The 17,955-nt window shown below is 61.2% G+C and carries 16 protein-coding genes; 1 reads left to right on the forward strand and 15 read right to left on the reverse strand.

Translation table 11 applies throughout. The features are described 5' to 3' along the window. Positions 1-13 precede the first annotated feature (13 nt). Together H6A60_RS03095 and H6A60_RS03100 are read right to left on the reverse strand one after the other, a co-directional pair. Complete coding sequence (locus H6A60_RS03095; RefSeq protein WP_205101945.1) at positions 14-958, reverse strand: PfkB family carbohydrate kinase; 945 nt, start codon at positions 956-958, stop codon at positions 14-16. A gap of 1 nt (position 959) precedes the next feature. Beyond that, positions 960-1,982: an ADP-ribosylglycohydrolase family protein gene (locus tag H6A60_RS03100; RefSeq protein ID WP_205101946.1), complete on the reverse strand. Its 1,023-nt coding sequence runs from the start codon at positions 1,980-1,982 to the stop codon at positions 960-962. A 139-nt stretch (positions 1,983-2,121) separates the two neighbouring features. Between H6A60_RS03100 and H6A60_RS03105 the strand changes: the two genes are divergently transcribed. Then, positions 2,122-2,607 carry a hypothetical protein gene (locus H6A60_RS03105; RefSeq protein WP_205101947.1) on the forward strand — a complete coding sequence of 162 codons (486 nt, stop codon included), beginning with the start codon at positions 2,122-2,124 and terminating at the stop codon, positions 2,605-2,607. A 24-nt stretch (positions 2,608-2,631) separates the two neighbouring features. Here the strand turns inward: H6A60_RS03105 and H6A60_RS03110 are convergent, their stop codons facing one another. The 13 genes from H6A60_RS03110 to H6A60_RS03170 all read right to left on the reverse strand — a co-directional run bounded on the left by H6A60_RS03110 (position 2,632) and on the right by H6A60_RS03170 (position 17,954). After that, entirely contained in the window at positions 2,632-3,702 is a 1,071-nt protein-coding gene (locus tag H6A60_RS03110; RefSeq protein WP_205101948.1) for a hypothetical protein, read from the reverse strand. Further along, complete coding sequence (locus tag H6A60_RS03115) at positions 3,699-6,275, reverse strand: fimbria/pilus outer membrane usher protein (RefSeq protein WP_205101949.1); 2,577 nt, start codon at positions 6,273-6,275, stop codon at positions 3,699-3,701. The genes H6A60_RS03110 and H6A60_RS03115 overlap by 4 nt, the downstream gene beginning before the upstream one ends. Then, positions 6,276-7,130, reverse strand: coding sequence for a fimbrial biogenesis chaperone (locus H6A60_RS03120; RefSeq protein ID WP_205101950.1), 855 nt, complete (start codon positions 7,128-7,130; stop codon positions 6,276-6,278). After that, positions 7,130-7,888, reverse strand: coding sequence for a fimbria/pilus periplasmic chaperone (locus tag H6A60_RS03125; protein WP_205101951.1), 759 nt, complete (start codon positions 7,886-7,888; stop codon positions 7,130-7,132). Before H6A60_RS03125 ends, H6A60_RS03120 begins: the two co-directional genes overlap by 1 nt. 344 nt (positions 7,889-8,232) lie before the next feature. Further along, the gene (locus H6A60_RS03130) at positions 8,233-8,787 is read right to left on the reverse strand and encodes a fimbrial protein (RefSeq protein ID WP_205101952.1); all 555 of its coding nucleotides are present in this window, start codon (positions 8,785-8,787) and stop codon (positions 8,233-8,235) included. A 380-nt stretch (positions 8,788-9,167) separates the two neighbouring features. Continuing rightward, positions 9,168-10,673 (reverse strand): mechanosensitive ion channel family protein, encoded by a 1,506-nt coding sequence (locus H6A60_RS03135; RefSeq protein ID WP_205101953.1) that lies wholly within the window; start codon positions 10,671-10,673, stop codon positions 9,168-9,170. 123 nt (positions 10,674-10,796) lie between these two features. Then, a complete protein-coding gene (locus tag H6A60_RS03140; protein WP_205101954.1) occupies positions 10,797-11,324 on the reverse strand; it encodes a phosphoribosyltransferase in 528 nt (175 codons plus the stop codon). 102 nt (positions 11,325-11,426) lie between these two features. Next, positions 11,427-12,725, reverse strand: a complete 1,299-nt coding sequence (locus H6A60_RS03145; RefSeq protein ID WP_205101955.1) for an adenylosuccinate synthase — start codon at positions 12,723-12,725, stop codon at positions 11,427-11,429. 343 nt (positions 12,726-13,068) lie between these two features. Next, the gene (locus H6A60_RS03150) at positions 13,069-13,263 is read right to left on the reverse strand and encodes a DUF2065 domain-containing protein (RefSeq protein WP_205101956.1); all 195 of its coding nucleotides are present in this window, start codon (positions 13,261-13,263) and stop codon (positions 13,069-13,071) included. Next, positions 13,260-14,171: a protease modulator HflC gene (gene hflC, locus H6A60_RS03155; RefSeq protein ID WP_205101957.1), complete on the reverse strand. Its 912-nt coding sequence runs from the start codon at positions 14,169-14,171 to the stop codon at positions 13,260-13,262. The genes H6A60_RS03150 and hflC overlap by 4 nt, the downstream gene beginning before the upstream one ends. Before the next feature lie 20 nt (positions 14,172-14,191). Beyond that, positions 14,192-15,862 (reverse strand): FtsH protease activity modulator HflK, encoded by a 1,671-nt coding sequence (hflK, locus tag H6A60_RS03160; RefSeq protein ID WP_205101958.1) that lies wholly within the window; start codon positions 15,860-15,862, stop codon positions 14,192-14,194. Positions 15,863-16,182: 320 nt separating this feature from the next. Further along, the gene (locus H6A60_RS03165) at positions 16,183-17,298 is read right to left on the reverse strand and encodes a M20 family metallopeptidase (RefSeq protein WP_205101959.1); all 1,116 of its coding nucleotides are present in this window, start codon (positions 17,296-17,298) and stop codon (positions 16,183-16,185) included. Between the two features lie 179 nt (positions 17,299-17,477). Continuing rightward, positions 17,478-17,954 (reverse strand): YjiG family protein, encoded by a 477-nt coding sequence (locus tag H6A60_RS03170; RefSeq protein ID WP_239477550.1) that lies wholly within the window; start codon positions 17,952-17,954, stop codon positions 17,478-17,480. Between the last annotated feature and the right edge of the window lies 1 nt (position 17,955).

Here is a 17,955-nt window from a genome sequence, read left to right on the forward strand (position 1 = left end):
AGAGCGGGAGCTTTCAGCCGTGAAGCGCGAGGAGTTCGGCAACGGTGGGTGCGGTGGCTGCGCCTTCACGCCCCGTCACGACGCTCGCAACAGCGTTGGCAAGCCGCACGCTTTCGTCAAGGGGCAGACCGCACATGCGCCCTGCAATGAAGCCGCCCGTGTGTGAGTCGCCCGAACCGATCGTGTCGACGACATCGACGGGGAAGCCCTCGATCAGGCGCACGACGTCGCCCTCGGCAAGCACCGCACCGCGCGCGCCGTCGGTAACGACAGCAGGGCGGCCCGTACGGTGCGAAAGTATGCGCGCGGCGGCTTCGGCCGAGGGCTCGGCCGTCATGGCGCGGGCTTCCTGCGCGTTGATCGTAAGAATCGTGCCGAGCGACAGGAGCACCTTCATGCGTTCGGCCGGAATTTCAAGCGCACGCGGACCCGGATCGAAAATGAGATCCGCATCCGGACGCTTGCGGCGCAACGCTTCGAGCACCACGGCACCGTTTTCCCCCTCGGCCTGATAGCCCGAGAGGTAGATCAGATCGAATTCGGCCATATCGAAGTCGTCGAACCAGTCGAGCGACATGCGCCGCTCAATCCCGAACATCGAGACGAACGTACGCTCGCCATGCGGCTCGACCAATGAGAGGCACCAGCCGTTGTCGCCGCGGTCCGAATAGCGGCGAACGGGATAGCCGCGCTCGCGAAACGCCTTCTCGACAATGTCGGCGATCATGCCTTCGCCGACGGGCATGAGTGCTTCGAACGGCAGTGCGAACTTCGAGAGTACGTCGGCAACATTGAAGGAGCACCCGCCAACCGTCGTCGTGCGGCACTCGCCCTCGAGGTCTCCGCCCGACTGCGGCATCTGCGGCACGCGCACGACCACGTCGACGAAGGCGCTCCCGAGGATGAAGACTTTCTTTTCGGGCGCGAGCGAACGAAGGATCTCAGGCACGCTTCGCATCTCAGTCCCCAATCGTGAAGTTCGCGCGTGCTTCGAGAATCCGCTTGGCGAGTGCGCGGAAGTCGATTCCATTCGTCGTTTCTAGGTACTTCACAACCGATTCGTCCATACCCGAAATGCCGCACTTGGCGCCGCAGATCGCGCACGCCATTGCGCCCATCGTGTCGGTGTCGCCGCCCATGTTGGCACACATCACGGCCGCCAGCCATGGATCGCGGCACCAGAGTGCAACGGCAAGCGCCGCTGCGACGGATTCGCTCGTCATCGTGCCCGTGCCGATCGCGCGGTAAATAAGAAGACTCACGTCTTCTTCCGAGGGGGCGTCGCCAAGCTTCTCAACCATGGCTTCGAATGCTTCGAGACGCGCAAGCACGGAAGCCGCCCAGGTTGGCTCACCCTTGACAAGCGCGATCGGATGGATCGCAGCGATATCGGTGCGGATCTCGTCCCAGCTGCGGCCCGCAACCGCCGACGCGACGGCCTGCGCCACCATGGCGGCGCCCGAAATCGCGACGTCGGTCGAATGTGTCACACGGCTCACGCGCGCAACCGTTTCGGCGAGCTTTTCGTGCTCGTTTGCCTCAACCAAGCAACCGACGGGGGCAATGCGCATCGCCGCACCGTTCGTGAGCGAAAGCTTCGTGACGGCTTCGGCATCTTCGCCCTTACTCCAGGCAAGGAGCGACGCCTTCGACGAAGGACCGAGCAGATTGATCTCAAAGCCGTTCATCGAGCGCACCCACTCGAGCAGATCGTCGGCAAGCGTCTTCGCGGGAGGCACCGTGCCCGCCTTGAGCAGCGCCTCAAGCACCACAAAGGCCTGCGCCGAATCGTCGGTGTAGTGTCCGGCCTTGAAATAGCAGGCAACGATGTTGTCGGCCGGACCGTCGAGAAATTCTTCAATGCGGCCGAAGCGGCTGCGAACTTTTTCACGCGGCCACAGTTCGCCCGGCACGCCGAGCGCGTCGCCAAGCACCATGCCGGCGAGCGCGCCGGCAATTCGGTCTAAGGTTGCATCGGTCATAAGTGAAAACCCTCTCGATTCACCTGGATTCAAAAAAAAAGAAGTTACGCATTGTAAGAAAAAACGACTGCGTGTTTGTTCGGAACTTTGCTCCTAGAATGACCTCAAGTGCGTTTTTTACTTGACGAGCCCGCCGCCCATGACCGCCATCACCGCTCAAACGCTCAATTACGCCGAAGCGTTCCGCTACCACGTCGAGCGTCTTCCGTCGGAAACGTATCGCTTTCACCTGCCGCAGCTCGAAGAGGCCGCCTACGAGGCGCCCTCCTTTGCCGTCGGACGCGCCGTTCTTGAGGAACGCATTATTGCGGCGCTCGAAGCGCGTATTCGCGCGCACAAGCCCCTGCCCGCACCGTCGCGCCCGCACGCGGGGGAAGGCTGCATTGAACTCTCGCCGACGTCTCGCGCAAAGCTCCTACTCATCGTGACGGCCAATCGCACGAACGTCTACCCGGCCGAACTTGCCAGACGACTTGACATCAAGCCGCAGGAAGTTCAGCGCATCCTGCGCCTCTCGCACGCGACAAAGCTCGACACGATCGGCGAGGCGCTTCGTGCCATGGGGCACAAGCTCCTCATTGCGCTCGAGCCGCTCGACGAGCGACCCGAACGCAGCGCAGACTGAGACGAGAAAGCGCACTCGCCCGCGTTAATCCACCCAGATGTCGTAATGGACCGTCGCCTTGAAGTCGCCTGCGGTCACGGCGGACTCCATCTGGCAGACGCCCCATTCGACAAAGCCTTCCGCGCCCTGACGCAACGACGTGCGCTGCTCGAGCGAGAGAAACGCCGTGTCCTCGGCAAGCCAGCTTCTCGCCTCCTCCCGACCGCAGCCCGCCGCTGCGTTGTAGCGGTGCACAAGCGCAAGACTCGGGTGTGACGTTCTCGCGTACCGGTCCGACGACGCAAACGTGCCGCTTGCGGGCGTCAAGCGCATGCGAACGGTCCCCGGCGACGTGCCGCGGTGACAGACGACTTCAATGTCGGTGCGAGCCGCGGCAAGCCGATCGCCCTCGCGCCGGGGCCGGATCGTACCGAAATCGATCTGCACGGGCGAAAGCGAAAAACGACAGTCGGCCCTGAGCGTGGCGCGCTTTCCCGTGAGAATTTCCTTCGCGTGCACGACTCCTTTTTCCGTTGCGACGGCTGTCGACAGCGAAGGAATATGCACGGTGCCGGGTTCGAGCCGGCAAGGCTCGCTCGCGCAAACAAGAACGGGGCGCAATTCACCGCGCAGCCGCCACGATTCGAGCGAGCCTTGCGCTTCGGTCGCCGTCTGCCCCCCTTTGCCGAGAACGCCGAAAACGGGCGCCGTCCGATCCCCGTAAGCAACGGTGCGCGTCGCTGCCGCCGTCGGGTCGGCGCTCTCCCAAACGATTCTCCTCGCAGGGCCAGCGAGTTCCAGGCGACCGACAAAGGTCACTAAGAGCCCCGCACCGATCGAAGCGGGCAGCGTCGTCGCGCCCGATGCGGCGCCGGTCGTCGTGGCGAAAAGCGCCACATGGTTTGCGAGCGCGTCGACCGAAACCACTTCGTCCACGCGCTCGACCGAAGGACTCTCCCAGACAACGCGAGAGGCCTCCTTTAGTTCACCGAGCGAAAGATCGGGCGCCAAAACGGCTCCCTCGACCCCCATTGCCGCGCAGCCCATGAGAAATCCCGCGGCATCTTTACACCATCTTTTTCCAGCCTTACGTTCATCAGTCCTGTGAATCATCATTGAATTTCCGAGTCCCATTCCCGAACTTCCGGCCCTTCGCCTTCAATCCACAAACAAGGAACGCGCTTGCGCAACACGGGCGAACCGTCGTCGGCAGACGCATCGTCCAAAATGGCGTAACAGGCTTCTTCGCCGTGCTCGCCCATCCAGCGAACCTCCGCAATACCGGCGGGCGGCGCCGCCGAAATAAAGGCCCAGCCTTCTTCATCCACAACCGATACGGGCAACTGCGCTCGATCCGTCAGAATTCGCACTTCCGAGCCATAAGGCGCCGACGTGCCGTCCGGACGCGTGACGTCCAAAAAGAGCTCGGTTCCCAAAAATGTTTCAAAATCGAGCCGCACGAGGCCGTTGTCCGCCGGTACCGCACGCCCGTAGAGACTATTGATCGTGAGATTGGGCGGCAGCGAATTCGGATCGATGCGCAGCACATTCAGCTGATAGTTCGTGAGACCCGAGGCGAGAATCCTGTCGCCCGAACGCACGCCGCCCTGAAAGTCAAGAAGCTGCGCACCCTCGCCGTCCGGAATCTTCACGACCGCTAGACCGCCTTGAAGCGAGCGCGCGAATATGACGCCGTCGTCATAAAGCAGCACCCCGCCGCTCGCCGCTCCCGTGAACTGCGTGTAGCTTTCGCCGCGACGTACGCCGACGCTGCCCTGCACGTGCTCGCCCGTGTAGGCATAAGCCGCTTGAAGCGACTGCGTGTGCGCAGCGTCGCCCTCGGCCGCATCAAACTGCAGGCGGTAAGCATGTGTGCCCTCTTCGTCAAAGGCCCCCGAGAGCGACGTCATCGCACTTTGCGACGTTTTCGAACGCGTGCCGCCGAGCGTGAGAAGCGCATCGTCGGCGCCGCCCCCGTATGCGCGTCCGAACAGTACGGAAAGCGGCACGGAAACGTTGAGTGAAAGCACCGTTTCGGCGGTTGCGCCGCGACCTGAGACATGCTGCAGCGTGACATTCCAGAGCATGCGCTTTGCCGAAAGACTCCAAGAGCCCGAAAGACTGCGTGCGGCGTCGCCCGAGACGCTCCGCGTCCAGAGTCCGGTCAGATTCGCGTGCCCGAACGCACCCAAAGGCTGCGAAAGTGAAAACTCCGTTCTGTCGCGGGTGTGCGTGTCAAGGCCCGAGACCGTTACGGACTTGCGAAGCGCGTCAGAGAACGTTGCAATACGTCCCGAGAGCGCACGTTCGTAAGCGACATTCGCATACGTACCGGTGAAGCCGAAGGTCTTTCGCCAAACAAGCTCAAGTTCGGCGCCGCTTTCCCGTTCAGCCTTGCCTGCCGACGCCATGCGTGCCGCACGAACCTGCGCGGTCAAGGCACCCGCACGCCCGACGTCGGCCGCGAGCCCCAAGCCCGCCTTTTGCAGCACGCCGCTCGCGAGTACCGAACCGAAAGCCGTAAAGCCCGACTCGAACCCATAACCCAAGGAGCCTGCCGCGAGCCACGGGTGCGAACCCTCGGCGCCGTCGTAGGTTCCCGCCGCAAAGTCCCAGGAAAAGCGTCCGGTCTTGAGCTGCTCGGGCGCCGTCATGAAGGGCACCATATAGACTTGCGGCGGCCCCACGGTTTCTTCAACCGTGACTTCAATATCGCCGCCGTAACCGATCCCCTCGATGTGTTCGATGCGAAACGGCCCCGGTTCAACCGTATCGCGCCAGAGAATACGGCCGGCCTGCCGAACAACGACGCGTGCAACCGAACGCGCCGTTCCCGTTATGACGGGAAGGTAGGAGCGCTCGCGCACGTCGCGCTGCTCGTCATCGTCTCCAAGCGCAATGCCGCGGATCGAAAGACCGTCGGCAAAACGGCTCGACGTCGAGAGCTCGCCGATCGAAAGCCGTGCGGTCATATCGGGCACAATGCGTGTTGCGTAACCCTGCAGCCACGTCCAGCGCATGTCCGAACCGCCGTGAGCACTCTCGTCATACTGTGCCGTGCCGCGCGCATAAAAGCGCCATGCGCCGACGTGAATGCGCGAAGAGAGCGACGAGAAGGCCGACGTACTAGAGCCGGATTCACGCCGCTCGTGTGCGGCGTTGACGCCGTACTGCAGGGCCGCCATCGGCACCCCCCAATTCCAGCGGCGCCTGTCGACGATGCGGCTTTCTCGCTGCGTCTTGAAGTGAACCTGCGGGATGCTGATGCGGATTTCCTGCGCACTCGTGTCAACGACGACAACCGCGCCTGGAATGTCGCGCTCGATCGAGTCTGTCTTCTCCATGGGACGCTTCTTGGCGAATGCCGGAAGCGTCTCCCAGCGCAGCGGCAGTACGAGCACGGCCAGATACGGCAGCGTCGCACGGGGTTCGCCTTCAGGCGTAAACGAAATGTCGACCCCGAGTCGCTGCATGAAGACCCCGTTCACAACGATGTCGTACGTGTGATGACCTGCGAGCGAAGCCTGCGTGAGACGCTCGACATCGGCGCTCGTAAGCGTCACGCCGAGTTCGCTGCTAAGGAGCTCCAGATCGAACTCGTAGCTCGGCTCCTCCCCCCGCACCAAGCTGCTCAGGAGGGAGGCCGCAAGGGCGATCGATCCGAGAACGGCGCGGGAGGCGTTTGTCATTTAATCCTTGCGCCCCCTGCCGAGCGCGTCTTTTCGCTGCGCGTGCACCGCGTCCGCACGTCTCGCGATATTGAGCGTGCGCGTTTCTGTTGCAAAGCCGTACTCGTCGATCAGGCTGAAGCTCACGCGCTTGGGACAGCCTTCGCTCGCTTCGTAAAGCCGCTCTTCGTGCGGCGACACCATTTGTCGGCGTACATCGTTGGGTACGGCAATGCCGTCCCATTCGAAACGGCCGAAGGTGAGCCAATAGCCGGAAGGATTCGCGACCAATAGATGCGCGAGACCGTCGTCATCCACGATGCAGTAGGCGTCGAGCGCCTCTGCCGCTTCGCGCACGCCCGTATCGTTTACGAGCATGGTTGGACGATAAAAGAGCTTGAGCGTCGTTGTGATGACGGCGCGAACAACGGGTTTTTGATGCGCGTTCTTTTCCTGTGCGGGCACCATCTTGAAGCGAATAAGACGTGCGGATTCCACAACTGCGTTCCCGTCCTCGGCGCGCGACACGTCGTCGCCCGCGCCTTCGCGAGACGCAAGACCCGTCTTGACGATTCGTACGGTGAGCGTTTCGCCCGGCATCAGGAGCCGCACGGGCGGCACGGCGGAAAAAGCTCGGTCGTTGCGCGTTGTCTGTCGATCGACACTCACGAGCCGAACGGACGTAGCAAGCATGTAGGGCGTTTCGCTCTTATTCGTGACATCGATCGACGCAGACTTGGCCCCTTCGTTGAAGACAACGCGCGTCTGCGAAAACGTGATCGGCGCGCTCGGCGCTTTCGCCGCGCCCGTCTGTCCGATCGTCGCGAGAAGGCTCAGAGCGAGTGCGGCGAAAGTCCGGAAGAAAAGCTTGTGCATCAGTTTCTCCCTCTGGCAACGTCGGCTTCACCCGTGCGGATGCCGCCCAAATCGCTCACGGCACGCCAGACGACTTCGGTCTTCTCGTTCGTCTTGCCCTTGGGAAGCCACGCGGCATCGAAAGTCATCGACGCAAAGGGCGCGATCACGTCCGACACTTCATGCGAAACGCCGTTGACCGTGAGGGAAGCGAGCGAGATGTGAAAGGGCGACGCGTTCTTCGCCACGAGCCCGCCGTCGGTCCACGACCACTCGAGCCCCTCGATCGCTTCGCGCATCGTGCCCTTCATGCCCTTCGGGCGATAGAAGACCTTGAGACGCATGACGAAATTGATATTGAGCCGATTTTCGCGGTCGTTCACCTTCGAAGGAATTGCTCGCGTGTAGAGCCAGAACATCGACTCGCGGTCCTGCGGCAGGCTTGCCGGATCCGTCACCGTGACGCGCACGCGCGTGTTCTTGCCCGGCAGAAGCTTCGCGAGAGGCGGCGTGACGAGGAAATCCTTTCGCCGCTCGCCGTGGTCGGCCGTCTCGATGTAGCTCTGTACGAGAAAAGCGAATTCGGACGTGTTTTTGAGAATAAGACTGCCGTCGTGCCGTCCCTTTTCAATCACGACGCGTGTTTCGTTGTAGCCGATACCGCGAACGAGCCGCTCGAGTGCAGCCTGTTGGGCGTGCGCGTCGGCTTCCTCTAAGGCAAGAAGCGCCGTGTTCTCCGCGTGCGCTGCACCCAAAAGTCCAAGCGCAACAGCGACCACAAGGCAGGACCTCTCAGACGTGAGCGCGCAGCCGATCCGACGCAAAAAAGCTCGAGCAGCGTACAACGCAAACAAAGAAAAGGACGGCAAAAATCCCGAGCCCCGGATCGGGCTCGACAGCAAAATGAGTGGCAACGGCATGAAAATTAAATGACTCGGCCGGAGCGCCTCGAGACGAGCGGCGGCGCTCCGCCGCTCAAGCGAACGGCCGGGAGTGGAGAATGCACGTGCGAAGTCTGCCGATGCACGAGCCTCGGCTCGCGTCGGAAGAGTCGCTGCAGGACGTGCCCGACACGCTGTCCAAAGACGTAGCAGCCGGGCGTGAATCGAGCGAAGGTCGCCGCTTACTTGTATTCGATCTGGAACGTCATCTGGCCGTTGACCGTGCCGGGGGTAACATCCTGAATCTGATGCGCGGCAATGGCGGCCTGGAAATTGAACTCGTAGGCCGAAGAAGAAATGCCGTTGCCGAAATTAGGTTTTACAACGACAGGGGTGCTTTGCGCGAACTTCAGCTCCTGCTCGCCCTCTTTGTTCCAAACGCGGATGCCGACCCCGCGCGCAGCGTTACCGCCGTCCTCTGTGATGCCGAGCATGCCCGTGTCGTTCGGGTTGGCGTCAACGAGAGAAAGCGTGGCGAGAACTGCGCTGCCCTGAACGACGGCGCAGTCCGTCAATTTGATCGAGAAGCTCTTTCGTTCGGCCGTGTGGTCGTAGCTGCTCTTCAGCGCAGAGGTATGGACGTCGCCGAGCTGGACGGAAATCTGCTTGCTCTCGGCGGCAAGCGTACAGGCCGACTGCACGACGCGGCCGGAGAAATCGATCCGACCGCTGTTATCGGCGGCAAAGGAAGGAAGCGCGGCCACAAGAAGAGAGGCGGTGAAGACGAATTGACGCATAGCTGACTCCAGAAAACGGAAGTGAATCGAAGATGTGCATGACTTCTCAAGCTGCACATCGCGACTGCGCAATTCGATAGGTCTACAGATCGGTACCACCTTTATTATTCAGGGTTGTCCCTCGAAATTTGATAAGATCCGTCGATCTTATCAGAAAGCCAAACGGGAATGTCAAGGCGGTCGAACACCTTTTTTAGGAAACACACTCGGGGAAAGACTTAGATCAAACCTCGTATATCGATCGACCACCGAGCGGACCTCCTGTCACTATCAGATCGATAGAGGCGGGGAATCAAGTACTCTTTTTGGGACTACAAACAGCATCGGGTCCGCTGACGGTTGGTTGCGGACCCGATGGACTTTTTTGCTCAGGCTGCGCTTTACTGCGCGGCGTCGATATTCGCCGAGGCGATCTTCACCTGATCGACATGCACGTTGAGCGGCGCCTGTGCGTAGCGCAGATCAAGTTCAAGTCGGTTGTAAGGCACCTCGATCCCTTCGGCGACGAATCGATCGTAGATCGCGAGCGAAACTTCCGTCCTGAGCGCAGCCGTACCGTTCTTCGGATCCGCGCACCAGAAAGCGAGCTTCAGGTCGATACCCGAAGCGCCGAACCCTTCGACGTAGGCCCAGGGCTTGCGGTCCTTGGCAATGCGCTTGCGCTCGCGCATGCCTTCTTCGAGCATGATTTCGAGTGCGCGCCTCACGTCCGCGTCGTAGGCCACAGAAATCGCCACGTACACCGTGCTCGCCTCGTCCGTGTAGGAGTAGTTCTTCACGGTGCTCGTCACGAAATTTTCGTTCGGCACGATGCACTCGATGCCGTCGGAACTCCGAACAACCGTGTAGCGGGTATTGATCTGCGTAATGCGTCCCTTGAAACCGCCCACCTCAACCATGTCGTCAATCTTGAGGGAGCGATCAAGCAAAATGATGAACCCCGAAATGTAGTTCGAGGCAATCTTCTGCAGCCCGAAGCCCAAGCCAACGCCCAAGGCACCGGAAAAGACGGAGAGCACCGTCAGGTCGATGCCGACACTCGAGAGCGCAATGATGATCGCGAGCACGAAAAGCGCGATTCGAATGACGCGACCGAGCACGATCTTGAGGTTCGAATCAAGTTTCGTTCGACCGAGCAACGTATCGGAGATGCCCGAGAGCCACTCCGCAATCGCCAGCGTCACGAGCACGTTGAGAACCGCAATGAGGCAGGCCCAAAGCGTCACGTTGCCGCTGCCGATCGGCAGCTTCGTCGTCTCGAGGAACATGACGATCGCATCGAGAATACCGAAGAAGTGCAGGATGACGAGCACCCAGAAGAAGACGGCAACAATCTTGCGGAAATTGCGCGAGAGACGCTTCCCCGTCACAAATTCGTCGAAGAACCCAGTGCAGAAGGAAAGAACGGCAAACGCAAAGAAGACGTGCATGAAGATTCGGCAGAGCACGAGCGAATTGTCCGTGTAGCCGAAGCCTTCGACAAGCGTATACGAGCCAAGCAGCACCGCGAGCCAACCGGTCGCCGAAAAGGTTACGTGCCGCGCAATCGAAAGCAGGAAGCGCTTGAAATGCAGAAGCTGCAGCTCGAGAATCGGGTGCGCCCCGGCAGCGGCCTTGGCTTCGGCTTCAGCCGCTTGCGGACTTTCCTTGCCGTAGTAGTGAGCAATTACAAACGCATTGATGCGCCAGGAAACAAGCCACCCCAATCCGAGCGCGACAGCGACGACTGCCACCTGAAGGGCAATATTCTCAAACGAAAGGTAGTCGAGCATCACGTCGACAATCGAACGGCTTGCGGTCGCGCCGTCGATCGTCAGATCGCCCGCTGCTGCAAGGGCCTCTTCTGCCGCCTGGTTGACGGCGGCTACGTCGGGGGTCTCTGCCATGATTTGGCTCTCCTAAGGACTGGCGGAAGGACGCCACAAAAAAAGCCCCGCCTGCATTGCTCTGCAAGTCGGGGCGCCGGAACTTGTCTCTGGCTTACTGGGCTTGAGGCGCCCGTTCAAAAATCAAGCCTTGAGTTCGGGATGCTTGGCTTCAACGCGCTCGATAAGCTTGTCGGCACCGAGGGCATCGTAGCACTCAAACGGTTGGTGAATCCAGGGATTGTCGGCGAGATACTCAACATACCAATCGGGCTTGAGGACCGAGTGAGCTTTGTACCAAAGAACGGCGACGCGGATTTCGGTAATGGCCGGATAGCGCGTCTTCAGATGCGCGATGACTTCGCGGATGGTCTTCCCGGAGTCGACCATGTCGTCGACGAGAAGCACCTTGCCCTTGAGGTCGCTCACGCCCGTGATGCAGTCGGCGATGTCGAGGTCGCTCTGAACCGTCCCCTTGGCTTCGCGGTAGGAGCTCGTCGCCAGAATGGCGAGCGGCATGTCGTAGACACGGCTGAAGAAATCGCCCGGGCGCATACCGCCGCGGGAGAGGCAGAGGATCGAATCGAACTGCCAGCCGCTCTTGGCGACGGCATGCACAAGACGTTCGTTGAGGTCGATGTAGTCGTCCCAGGAATAGTGCTTGTCGGACATGGGTGAAACGCGAGTTGTGTTGCTCTGAATAAAAACGAAGCGGGCGGCAGGCAGATGCTGTGCGCCTGTCGCCCGTCTGAGCTTCGTTAAAGTGCCGTTATTTTAATTCGCGAACGGATCCGTGTGCAAAATCGTCTGTTCGCGGTCCGGACCGGTCGAAACGAGTGCGATCGGCGCACCAGCGACCTCAGCAAGACGCGTCAGATAGCGGCGAGCGGACTCGGGGAGCTTGTCCCAGTCCGTGCAGCCGAAGGTGCTTTCCTTCCAGCCCGGGAACTCTTCATAGATCGGCTCGCACTTGGCGACGGCATCCGCCCCCGCAGGCATCACGGAGAGCGTTTCGCCTTCGTACTTGTAGCCGACACCGAGCTTGACTACATCCAGTCCGTCGAGCACATCGAGCTTCATGACCGCGAGGCCCGTGATGCCGTTGATCTGAACGGCACGGCGCAGCGCAGCGCCGTCGAACCAGCCGCAACGACGGGGACGCCCCGTCACGGCGCCGAATTCGTTGCCCTTCTGGCGCAGCAGATCACCCGTTTCGTCGTGCAGTTCCGTCGGGAAGGGACCTTCGCCGACGCGCGTGCAATAGGCCTTCGTGATGCCGAGCACGTAGCTGATCTTGTCGGGACCGACGCCCGCACCTGCACAGGCCGAGCCCGCAACGGTGTTCGAGGACGTCACGTACGGGTACGTACCGTGGTCGATGTCGAGCATCGAGCCCTGAGCGCCTTCAAAGAGGTAGCTCTTGCCCGCGGCGATATCGGCGTTAAGACGCTCAGAGACATCGCAAACCATCGGACGCAGACGTTCGGCGTAGGAGAGCGTCTCTTCAATCACCTTTTCCGGATTGAGCGGCTCGGCGCCCAGGAACTTTTCAAGGATGAAGTTGTGCAGCGTCATCACGGCGCGGACCTGTTCGGCGAAGCGCTCCGGATGGAAAAGATCGGCCACGCGCACGGTGCGGCGGGCGATCTTGTCTTCGTAGGCCGGACCGATGCCGCGGCCCGTCGTGCCGATCTTCTTGTTGCCGAGCGCAGCTTCGCGCGCATGGTCGAGCGCGACGTGGTACGGCATGATGAGCGGGCAATTGGCCGAGACGTGCAGACGCTTCTCGACATTGGGCACGCCGACGGCGATCAGTTCATCTACTTCACGGAAGAAAGCCTCAAGCGACACGACGGCGCCGTTTCCGATGAAGCATTCGCTCGTAGCATGCATGATGCCCGAGGGGATAAGACGCAGGATGGTCTTCTTGCCGTTGATGACAAGGGTGTGACCGGCATTGTGGCCGCCATTGAAGCGAACGACGCCCGCGGCCTTTTCCGTCAGCCAGTCAACGATCTTGCCTTTGCCTTCGTCGCCCCATTGAGCGCCGATCACGACAACATTCTTGCCCATTTAGGTTTCCTTCGAGTGAATAAAAAATCGAGCGGCGTTCCGCCTATTCCGGCGGCTGCGAACGGCCGGCGCAAAGCCGAGATCTCCGCAAAGAGAGCTCGGCTTTTCGGACGACCGACTGCGTGCGTTCAACGCAGCGGCAGCGTTTTCTCCGGGCACGCCGCGGCAGCGGCGCATCCGCCGTCGCGAAAAGAGTCCTTTTAAAAGACTTTCAAATGACCTTCACGCTGCGGGCGCACGACCGCTTCAACTTCCAAGTGTGACGATAGCACGGCCGCAAGACGAAATGGGCGCGCGAAGCCGCGCGCCGTGGGAGGTAGTGCGTTCGTTTTGACCGACAGAATCAGTCAAGAACGAGCCAGACAACGGCGAGCCCGAAGAGCACGACCGTCGCAGCAACCGAGCGAATCCGCTCGGGCGGCACCTCGGCGAGGTGCGCGAGCATGCGCTGCCAGCCGACCGGATTGATGAGGGGCGAAAGCCCCTCGATCACGAAAATCCAGCCGAGCACGAGCAGGAAAAGGTCAGTGCCCGTCATTGCGCCGTGCCCTTGACGCGATGCGCGTCACGTGCAGCATCGGGCTTGTCGGACTTCAGGTAGTCGAAGAAGTCGGCCGACGGATCGACCACCATCACGTCGTTCTTCTGCGCAAAACTCTTGCGATAGGCTTCAAGCGAGCGATAAAAGCGCGCGAATTCCGGATCCTTGCCGAAAGCATCCGCATAGATACGAGCGGCCTCGGCGTCACCCTCACCCTTCGTCTTCTGCGCATCGCGATAGGCCTGCGCGAGAATGACTTCGCTCTGGCGATCGGCGTTGGCGCGAATGCGTTCAGCTTCGGCAGCACCCTTCGAGCGCTCTTCGCTCGCGACGCGCTTGCGTTCTGCCTCCATGCGGCGGTAAACCGATTCGGAAATTTCGGGCGTAAAGTCGACGCGCTTCATGCGCACGTCAACGATATCGATGCCGACGTCGCGAACACGCGCCTGGAGAAGCTCGGAAATTTCCGACATGGCCTTTTCACGCTCCGAAGAGGTGATCTGATTGACGGTGCGCTTGTTGACGGCAATGTTGAGCACGTCGCGCAAAAGCGCCGAAAGCCGGTCGCTCGCCGCGCGTTCGCTTCCCTGGAACGACACCCAGTAAAGGCGCGGATCACCGATGCGCCACTTCACGAACGTGTCGATCATGAGGTTTTTCTTTTCGCTCGTCTGAACGAGGTCGGCCCCCGAAGCGTCGAGCGTGAGGATGCGCTTGTCGAGGTAGACAACATTCTGCAGAGGCGGCGGGAGCTTGACATGAATGCCCGGCTCGTCGACAACCGTCTTCAGTTCGCCGAGCGCAAAGACCATGGCGTACTCGCGCTCGTTGACGGTGTAAAGGCAAAGCTCGCCGAGCCCCGCGATGACGGCGAGACCCACAATGGCGGAAGTAAGTCGCTTCATTTTTTCGGGACCTCTCAGTATCAGCGGATGCGCGCGCGCATGCCGGAACGAATGTCGTCAAGGGGTTCAGTCGAGTAGACCGCGCCGTTGGTGTTGGACGTGCCGGCGGGCTGGCCCGCCGCGCCCGAAGAGGCGCCTGCCGTTGTCTGGGCAGAACCGCTCTGCGCCGCAGCTGCGCTCTGGGCGGCTTCGCTCTCCTCAGCAGCGGTCTTGGCTGCCGCCTGCGTAGAGGCGACGATCTTGTCGAGCGGCAGATAGAGCAGGCTTGAGCCGCTCTGCTGATCGACGTACACCTTAGACACATTCGAGAAGACGTCGCGCATCGCATCGACATAGAGTCGGTCGCGCGTGACGACAGGCGCTTTTTCGTATTCGGTGAGAACGCTTGCGAAACGGTCGGCATCGCCTCGCGCCACCTCGGTCACGCGGCTCTTATAGCCTTCGGCTTCTTCCTTGAGGCGCGCAGCCGTACCCTGCGCCTTCGGAATCACCGCGTTCATGTACGCTTCGCCCAAATTGATGGAACGCTCGCGGTCCTGACCGGCCTTGACCGCATCGTTGAAGGCGGCCTGCACCTGCTGCGGCGGCTGCGCGTTCTGAATCGCAACGCTCATCACTTCGATGCCCGTACCATAGCGATCGAGCATCTGCTGCATCGAGGTCTTCACGGCTTCGGCGATTTCGGCCTTCGACTCGAAGAGTACGCTGTCCATCGCCTTGCGGCCCACCACTTCGCGCATGGCCGATTCCGCGGCCTGCGTCACCGACATGTCGGGTGCACGGGTGTTGAAAAGATAGTCTCGTGCGCCTTCGCCCGTCTTAATGCGGTACTGCACGGCAAACTGCACGTCGACGATGTTTTCGTCGTCGGTGAGCATGAGCGCTTCGCGCAGACGATCATTCGACGCGCGCGCGCCGATTGCGGCCGTACGCACGCTGCTCACGTCAACGAGCTGCATGTCCTGAATGGGCGCAGGGAAGCGCCAGTGAAAGCCCGGCATCGTCGAATCCGTATAACGCCCGAACGTCGTTTCAACACCCGTCTGCCCTTCGGGGACGATGTAAAAACCGCTCGCGGCCCAGCCGAGCACCACGCAGAGCGCGAGGATGCCGAGACCGAAATTCTGGCCTTTGCCGCCGCGGGGCGCCTGCGGGAATCGCATCGTAAAGCGCGGACGACCGCCGCCAGCGCCGCCTCCACTGCCGCCCGAGCGACCGCCATCGCGGTCGTCGTACCGGCTGAAACGCTCGTCGGCTTCATCGTCGTGGCGAGGCTGCGCGTAGCGTTCATGCACGCTGCGATCGCTGGCACGACGTTCGTCACGCTCGTCGTCGCGACCGCGCTGCGGCTCGTCGTCGAGCGAAAAATCGTCGCGGCTTTTGAGCTTGCTGCGGGCGTCGTCGTTCGTACGGCCCGCGCCACGCGAGCGCGATCCATTCAGAACATCCGACCAGAGATTGCGGAAATCGTCCCAGAGCTGATCGATATCGGGCTCCTGCGAACGGCCGTCGGCATTGCGGCGGTCCTCGCGGCGCTCGCCGCGATCGGACGGACGACCGTCGCTCTCTGCAGGACGACGGTTCGCACCTTCGGCCTCATCGGCGTTCTCGGAACGATCGTTGACGCTGCGGCGCTTTTCGTCTTCAGACGAATCGCTTTCACGGCCCCAGCGAGGGTCATTGAGTGACATCTTGTTAACCGATTCCAGTGAGCCGCTTCTTGACGACCGGCAGCAGTCCCGAAGGCGCATACCGGCAAAGCGGCAGGTTCTTACGTGTGTTTGATCGATTCTATCGAATGCTTCCGGGCGCTAGGCGAATTAAAAGGCCTTTGTATTGCTTTGCAACCATTTTGAACGCCGAAAGCCGAGCGGCGGAGTGTTTCGATGGAGAAATAAAAGCGGCCGCCCGACACCTCGAGCGACCGCCGGAATAAAGCGATCGATGCGCACGCGCCGAGAATCGGAGCGCGCCGCCGCTGTCGCTTGACGCCTCGGACTCGAGGCTTCGATTAGAGCAGCGTGAAGAAGCGCGTAATCATGCGAATGCGTTCTTCGACCGTATCGAGGCGCAGGAATTCCTTGTCGCAATGGAAGCCCCCGCCCGCCGGCGCGCAACCGTCGATCACGGGCACACGCATTTCAGCAATGTGGTTGCCGTCCGAGCCGCCGCCCGCGTCAATCCACGAAGCTTCGAAGCCTTCGAGTTCGGCAGCCTTCGTGATCTTGGCGACGAGTTCCTTCGTATCCTGCGAGAGCGGCATCGCGGGCGAGTGGTTGAGGTTCTCGATCGTCTGCGTGACACCCGGAGCCCAGGTGACGCCCGCGAGCGCGCGGATTTCGCGGTCGAGATCTTCGTAGTGTTCGTCAAACCAGTAGCGCGTATCGATTTCAACGACGCAGTTGTCGGAAATGACGTTCGAAACCGTGCCGCCTTTGATGACGCCCGGATTCACCGTCGTGCCGCGCTTGATGTCGGCGAGACCGGCAGCAGCGAGCGCAAAGCGCATTGCAGCGACGTTGGCGTTGGCGCCGTCCTGCGGGTTGTTGCCGGCGTGCGCGGAGACACCCTTGAATTCGACGCGGTAGCTCGTGACGCCCTTGCGCGAGCGAACGAGTTCGCCGCCGGCGCGGGCGGCTTCAAAAATCAGCACGTTCTTCGCACGCTTGCCGTGTTCGCAAAGCCATGCGGTAGAGGCCTTAGAACCCGTTTCTTCATCGGGATTGAAGGCGCAGCAAATCGAGAGGCGCTCGAGGTCTTCAGGACGGGCGAGCTTGCAGGCATAGTACGTCGCGAGGACGCCGCCCTTGCAGTCCGAGCACCCAGGGCCGTAGGCACGGTCGCCTTCAATGCGAAGCGGACGCGCCGCGGCAGTGCCGTCGGGGAAGACCGTGTCGAGGTGCGCGTTCATCATGACGTCGTAGTACTCGGCCTCGGGCTTGTTGCGCGCGAGCAGCCCCTTGCCGACCGTCGGCCCGAGGTCGACGAGTTCGCACGTGAAGCCGATCGACTCGAAAAGGCCCTTCATGATTTCGGCCGCGCGCGTAACGCCCGCGGTGTTTGCCGTGCCGCAGTCGAGATTGACGAGCGGTTCGAGGTCCTTCAGATAATCGTTGAGAAATGTCATGATGCATCTCCAAAATATGTTGAATGGACGGTGTGCCGCCTGCGAGTGCGTCCGGCCGCACGAAGCGGCACGAGTGCGAAGACCGCAGGCCAATCTAAAACGAAAGCGACGGTTCCGTCGGAACAGCGTCGCTTTCGCATTTTGTCATTGTCGAAAAACCGGCGATCGATCTCTCGCAATTAGGAGCCCATCACCACGATGCGCATCACGAAGAGGGAGATGAAGGCGGTGATGATCGGCATCGCCATGATGAGGGGAATGCTCTTGCCCTTGATGCCGATAACGCCGAGGCAGCGGCCCATGTACTGGACCTGCGAGCCCATGAGGTAGATCGCGGGCGCGCAGATGGCGATGTGCGTACCGTTGATCGCGCCGTTATCGAAGAGCGCGACCGCGACGCCGACACCGCCACCCATCGACATCCAGCCGCCGAGGAGCACCGTGGCAGCTTCGCCTGGGAGACCGAAGACGCCCATGAGCGGGCCGAAGGCCGAACCGATCAGAGCAAGGAGCCCCGAGTGCTCGAGGATCTTGATGATCACGAACGCCATCAGAACGTTCGGAATCGTCGAACTCGCGGCAATGTTCCAACCCTGAACCGCGCCCTTGACAAAGACGTCGGTAATCATCGGCTTAGCATTTTCATGTCCGGACATT

The sequence above is a fragment of the Sutterella massiliensis genome (assembly GCF_016899755.1).
In the GTDB taxonomy this organism is placed as follows: Bacteria; Pseudomonadota; Gammaproteobacteria; order Burkholderiales; family Burkholderiaceae_F; genus Sutterella; species Sutterella massiliensis.

Coding starts and splice junctions, on each gene's coding strand:
- H6A60_RS03095 (WP_205101945.1), bottom strand. CDS start 958: ATGCGAAGCGTGCCTGAGATCCTTCGTTCGCTCGCGCCCGAAAAGAAA.
- H6A60_RS03100 (WP_205101946.1), bottom strand. CDS start 1,982: ATGACCGATGCAACCTTAGACCGAATTGCCGGCGCGCTCGCCGGCATG.
- H6A60_RS03105 (WP_205101947.1), top strand. CDS start 2,122: ATGACCGCCATCACCGCTCAAACGCTCAATTACGCCGAAGCGTTCCGC.
- H6A60_RS03110 (WP_205101948.1), bottom strand. CDS start 3,702: ATGATGATTCACAGGACTGATGAACGTAAGGCTGGAAAAAGATGGTGT.
- H6A60_RS03115 (WP_205101949.1), bottom strand. CDS start 6,275: ATGACAAACGCCTCCCGCGCCGTTCTCGGATCGATCGCCCTTGCGGCC.
- H6A60_RS03120 (WP_205101950.1), bottom strand. CDS start 7,130: ATGCACAAGCTTTTCTTCCGGACTTTCGCCGCACTCGCTCTGAGCCTT.
- H6A60_RS03130 (WP_205101952.1), bottom strand. CDS start 8,787: ATGCGTCAATTCGTCTTCACCGCCTCTCTTCTTGTGGCCGCGCTTCCT.
- H6A60_RS03135 (WP_205101953.1), bottom strand. CDS start 10,673: ATGGCAGAGACCCCCGACGTAGCCGCCGTCAACCAGGCGGCAGAAGAG.
- H6A60_RS03140 (WP_205101954.1), bottom strand. CDS start 11,324: ATGTCCGACAAGCACTATTCCTGGGACGACTACATCGACCTCAACGAA.
- H6A60_RS03145 (WP_205101955.1), bottom strand. CDS start 12,725: ATGGGCAAGAATGTTGTCGTGATCGGCGCTCAATGGGGCGACGAAGGC.
- H6A60_RS03150 (WP_205101956.1), bottom strand. CDS start 13,263: ATGACGGGCACTGACCTTTTCCTGCTCGTGCTCGGCTGGATTTTCGTG.
- hflC (WP_205101957.1), bottom strand. CDS start 14,171: ATGAAGCGACTTACTTCCGCCATTGTGGGTCTCGCCGTCATCGCGGGG.
- hflK (WP_205101958.1), bottom strand. CDS start 15,862: ATGTCACTCAATGACCCTCGCTGGGGCCGTGAAAGCGATTCGTCTGAA.
- H6A60_RS03165 (WP_205101959.1), bottom strand. CDS start 17,298: ATGACATTTCTCAACGATTATCTGAAGGACCTCGAACCGCTCGTCAAT.
- H6A60_RS03170 (WP_239477550.1), bottom strand. CDS start 17,954: ATGTCCGGACATGAAAATGCTAAGCCGATGATTACCGACGTCTTTGTC.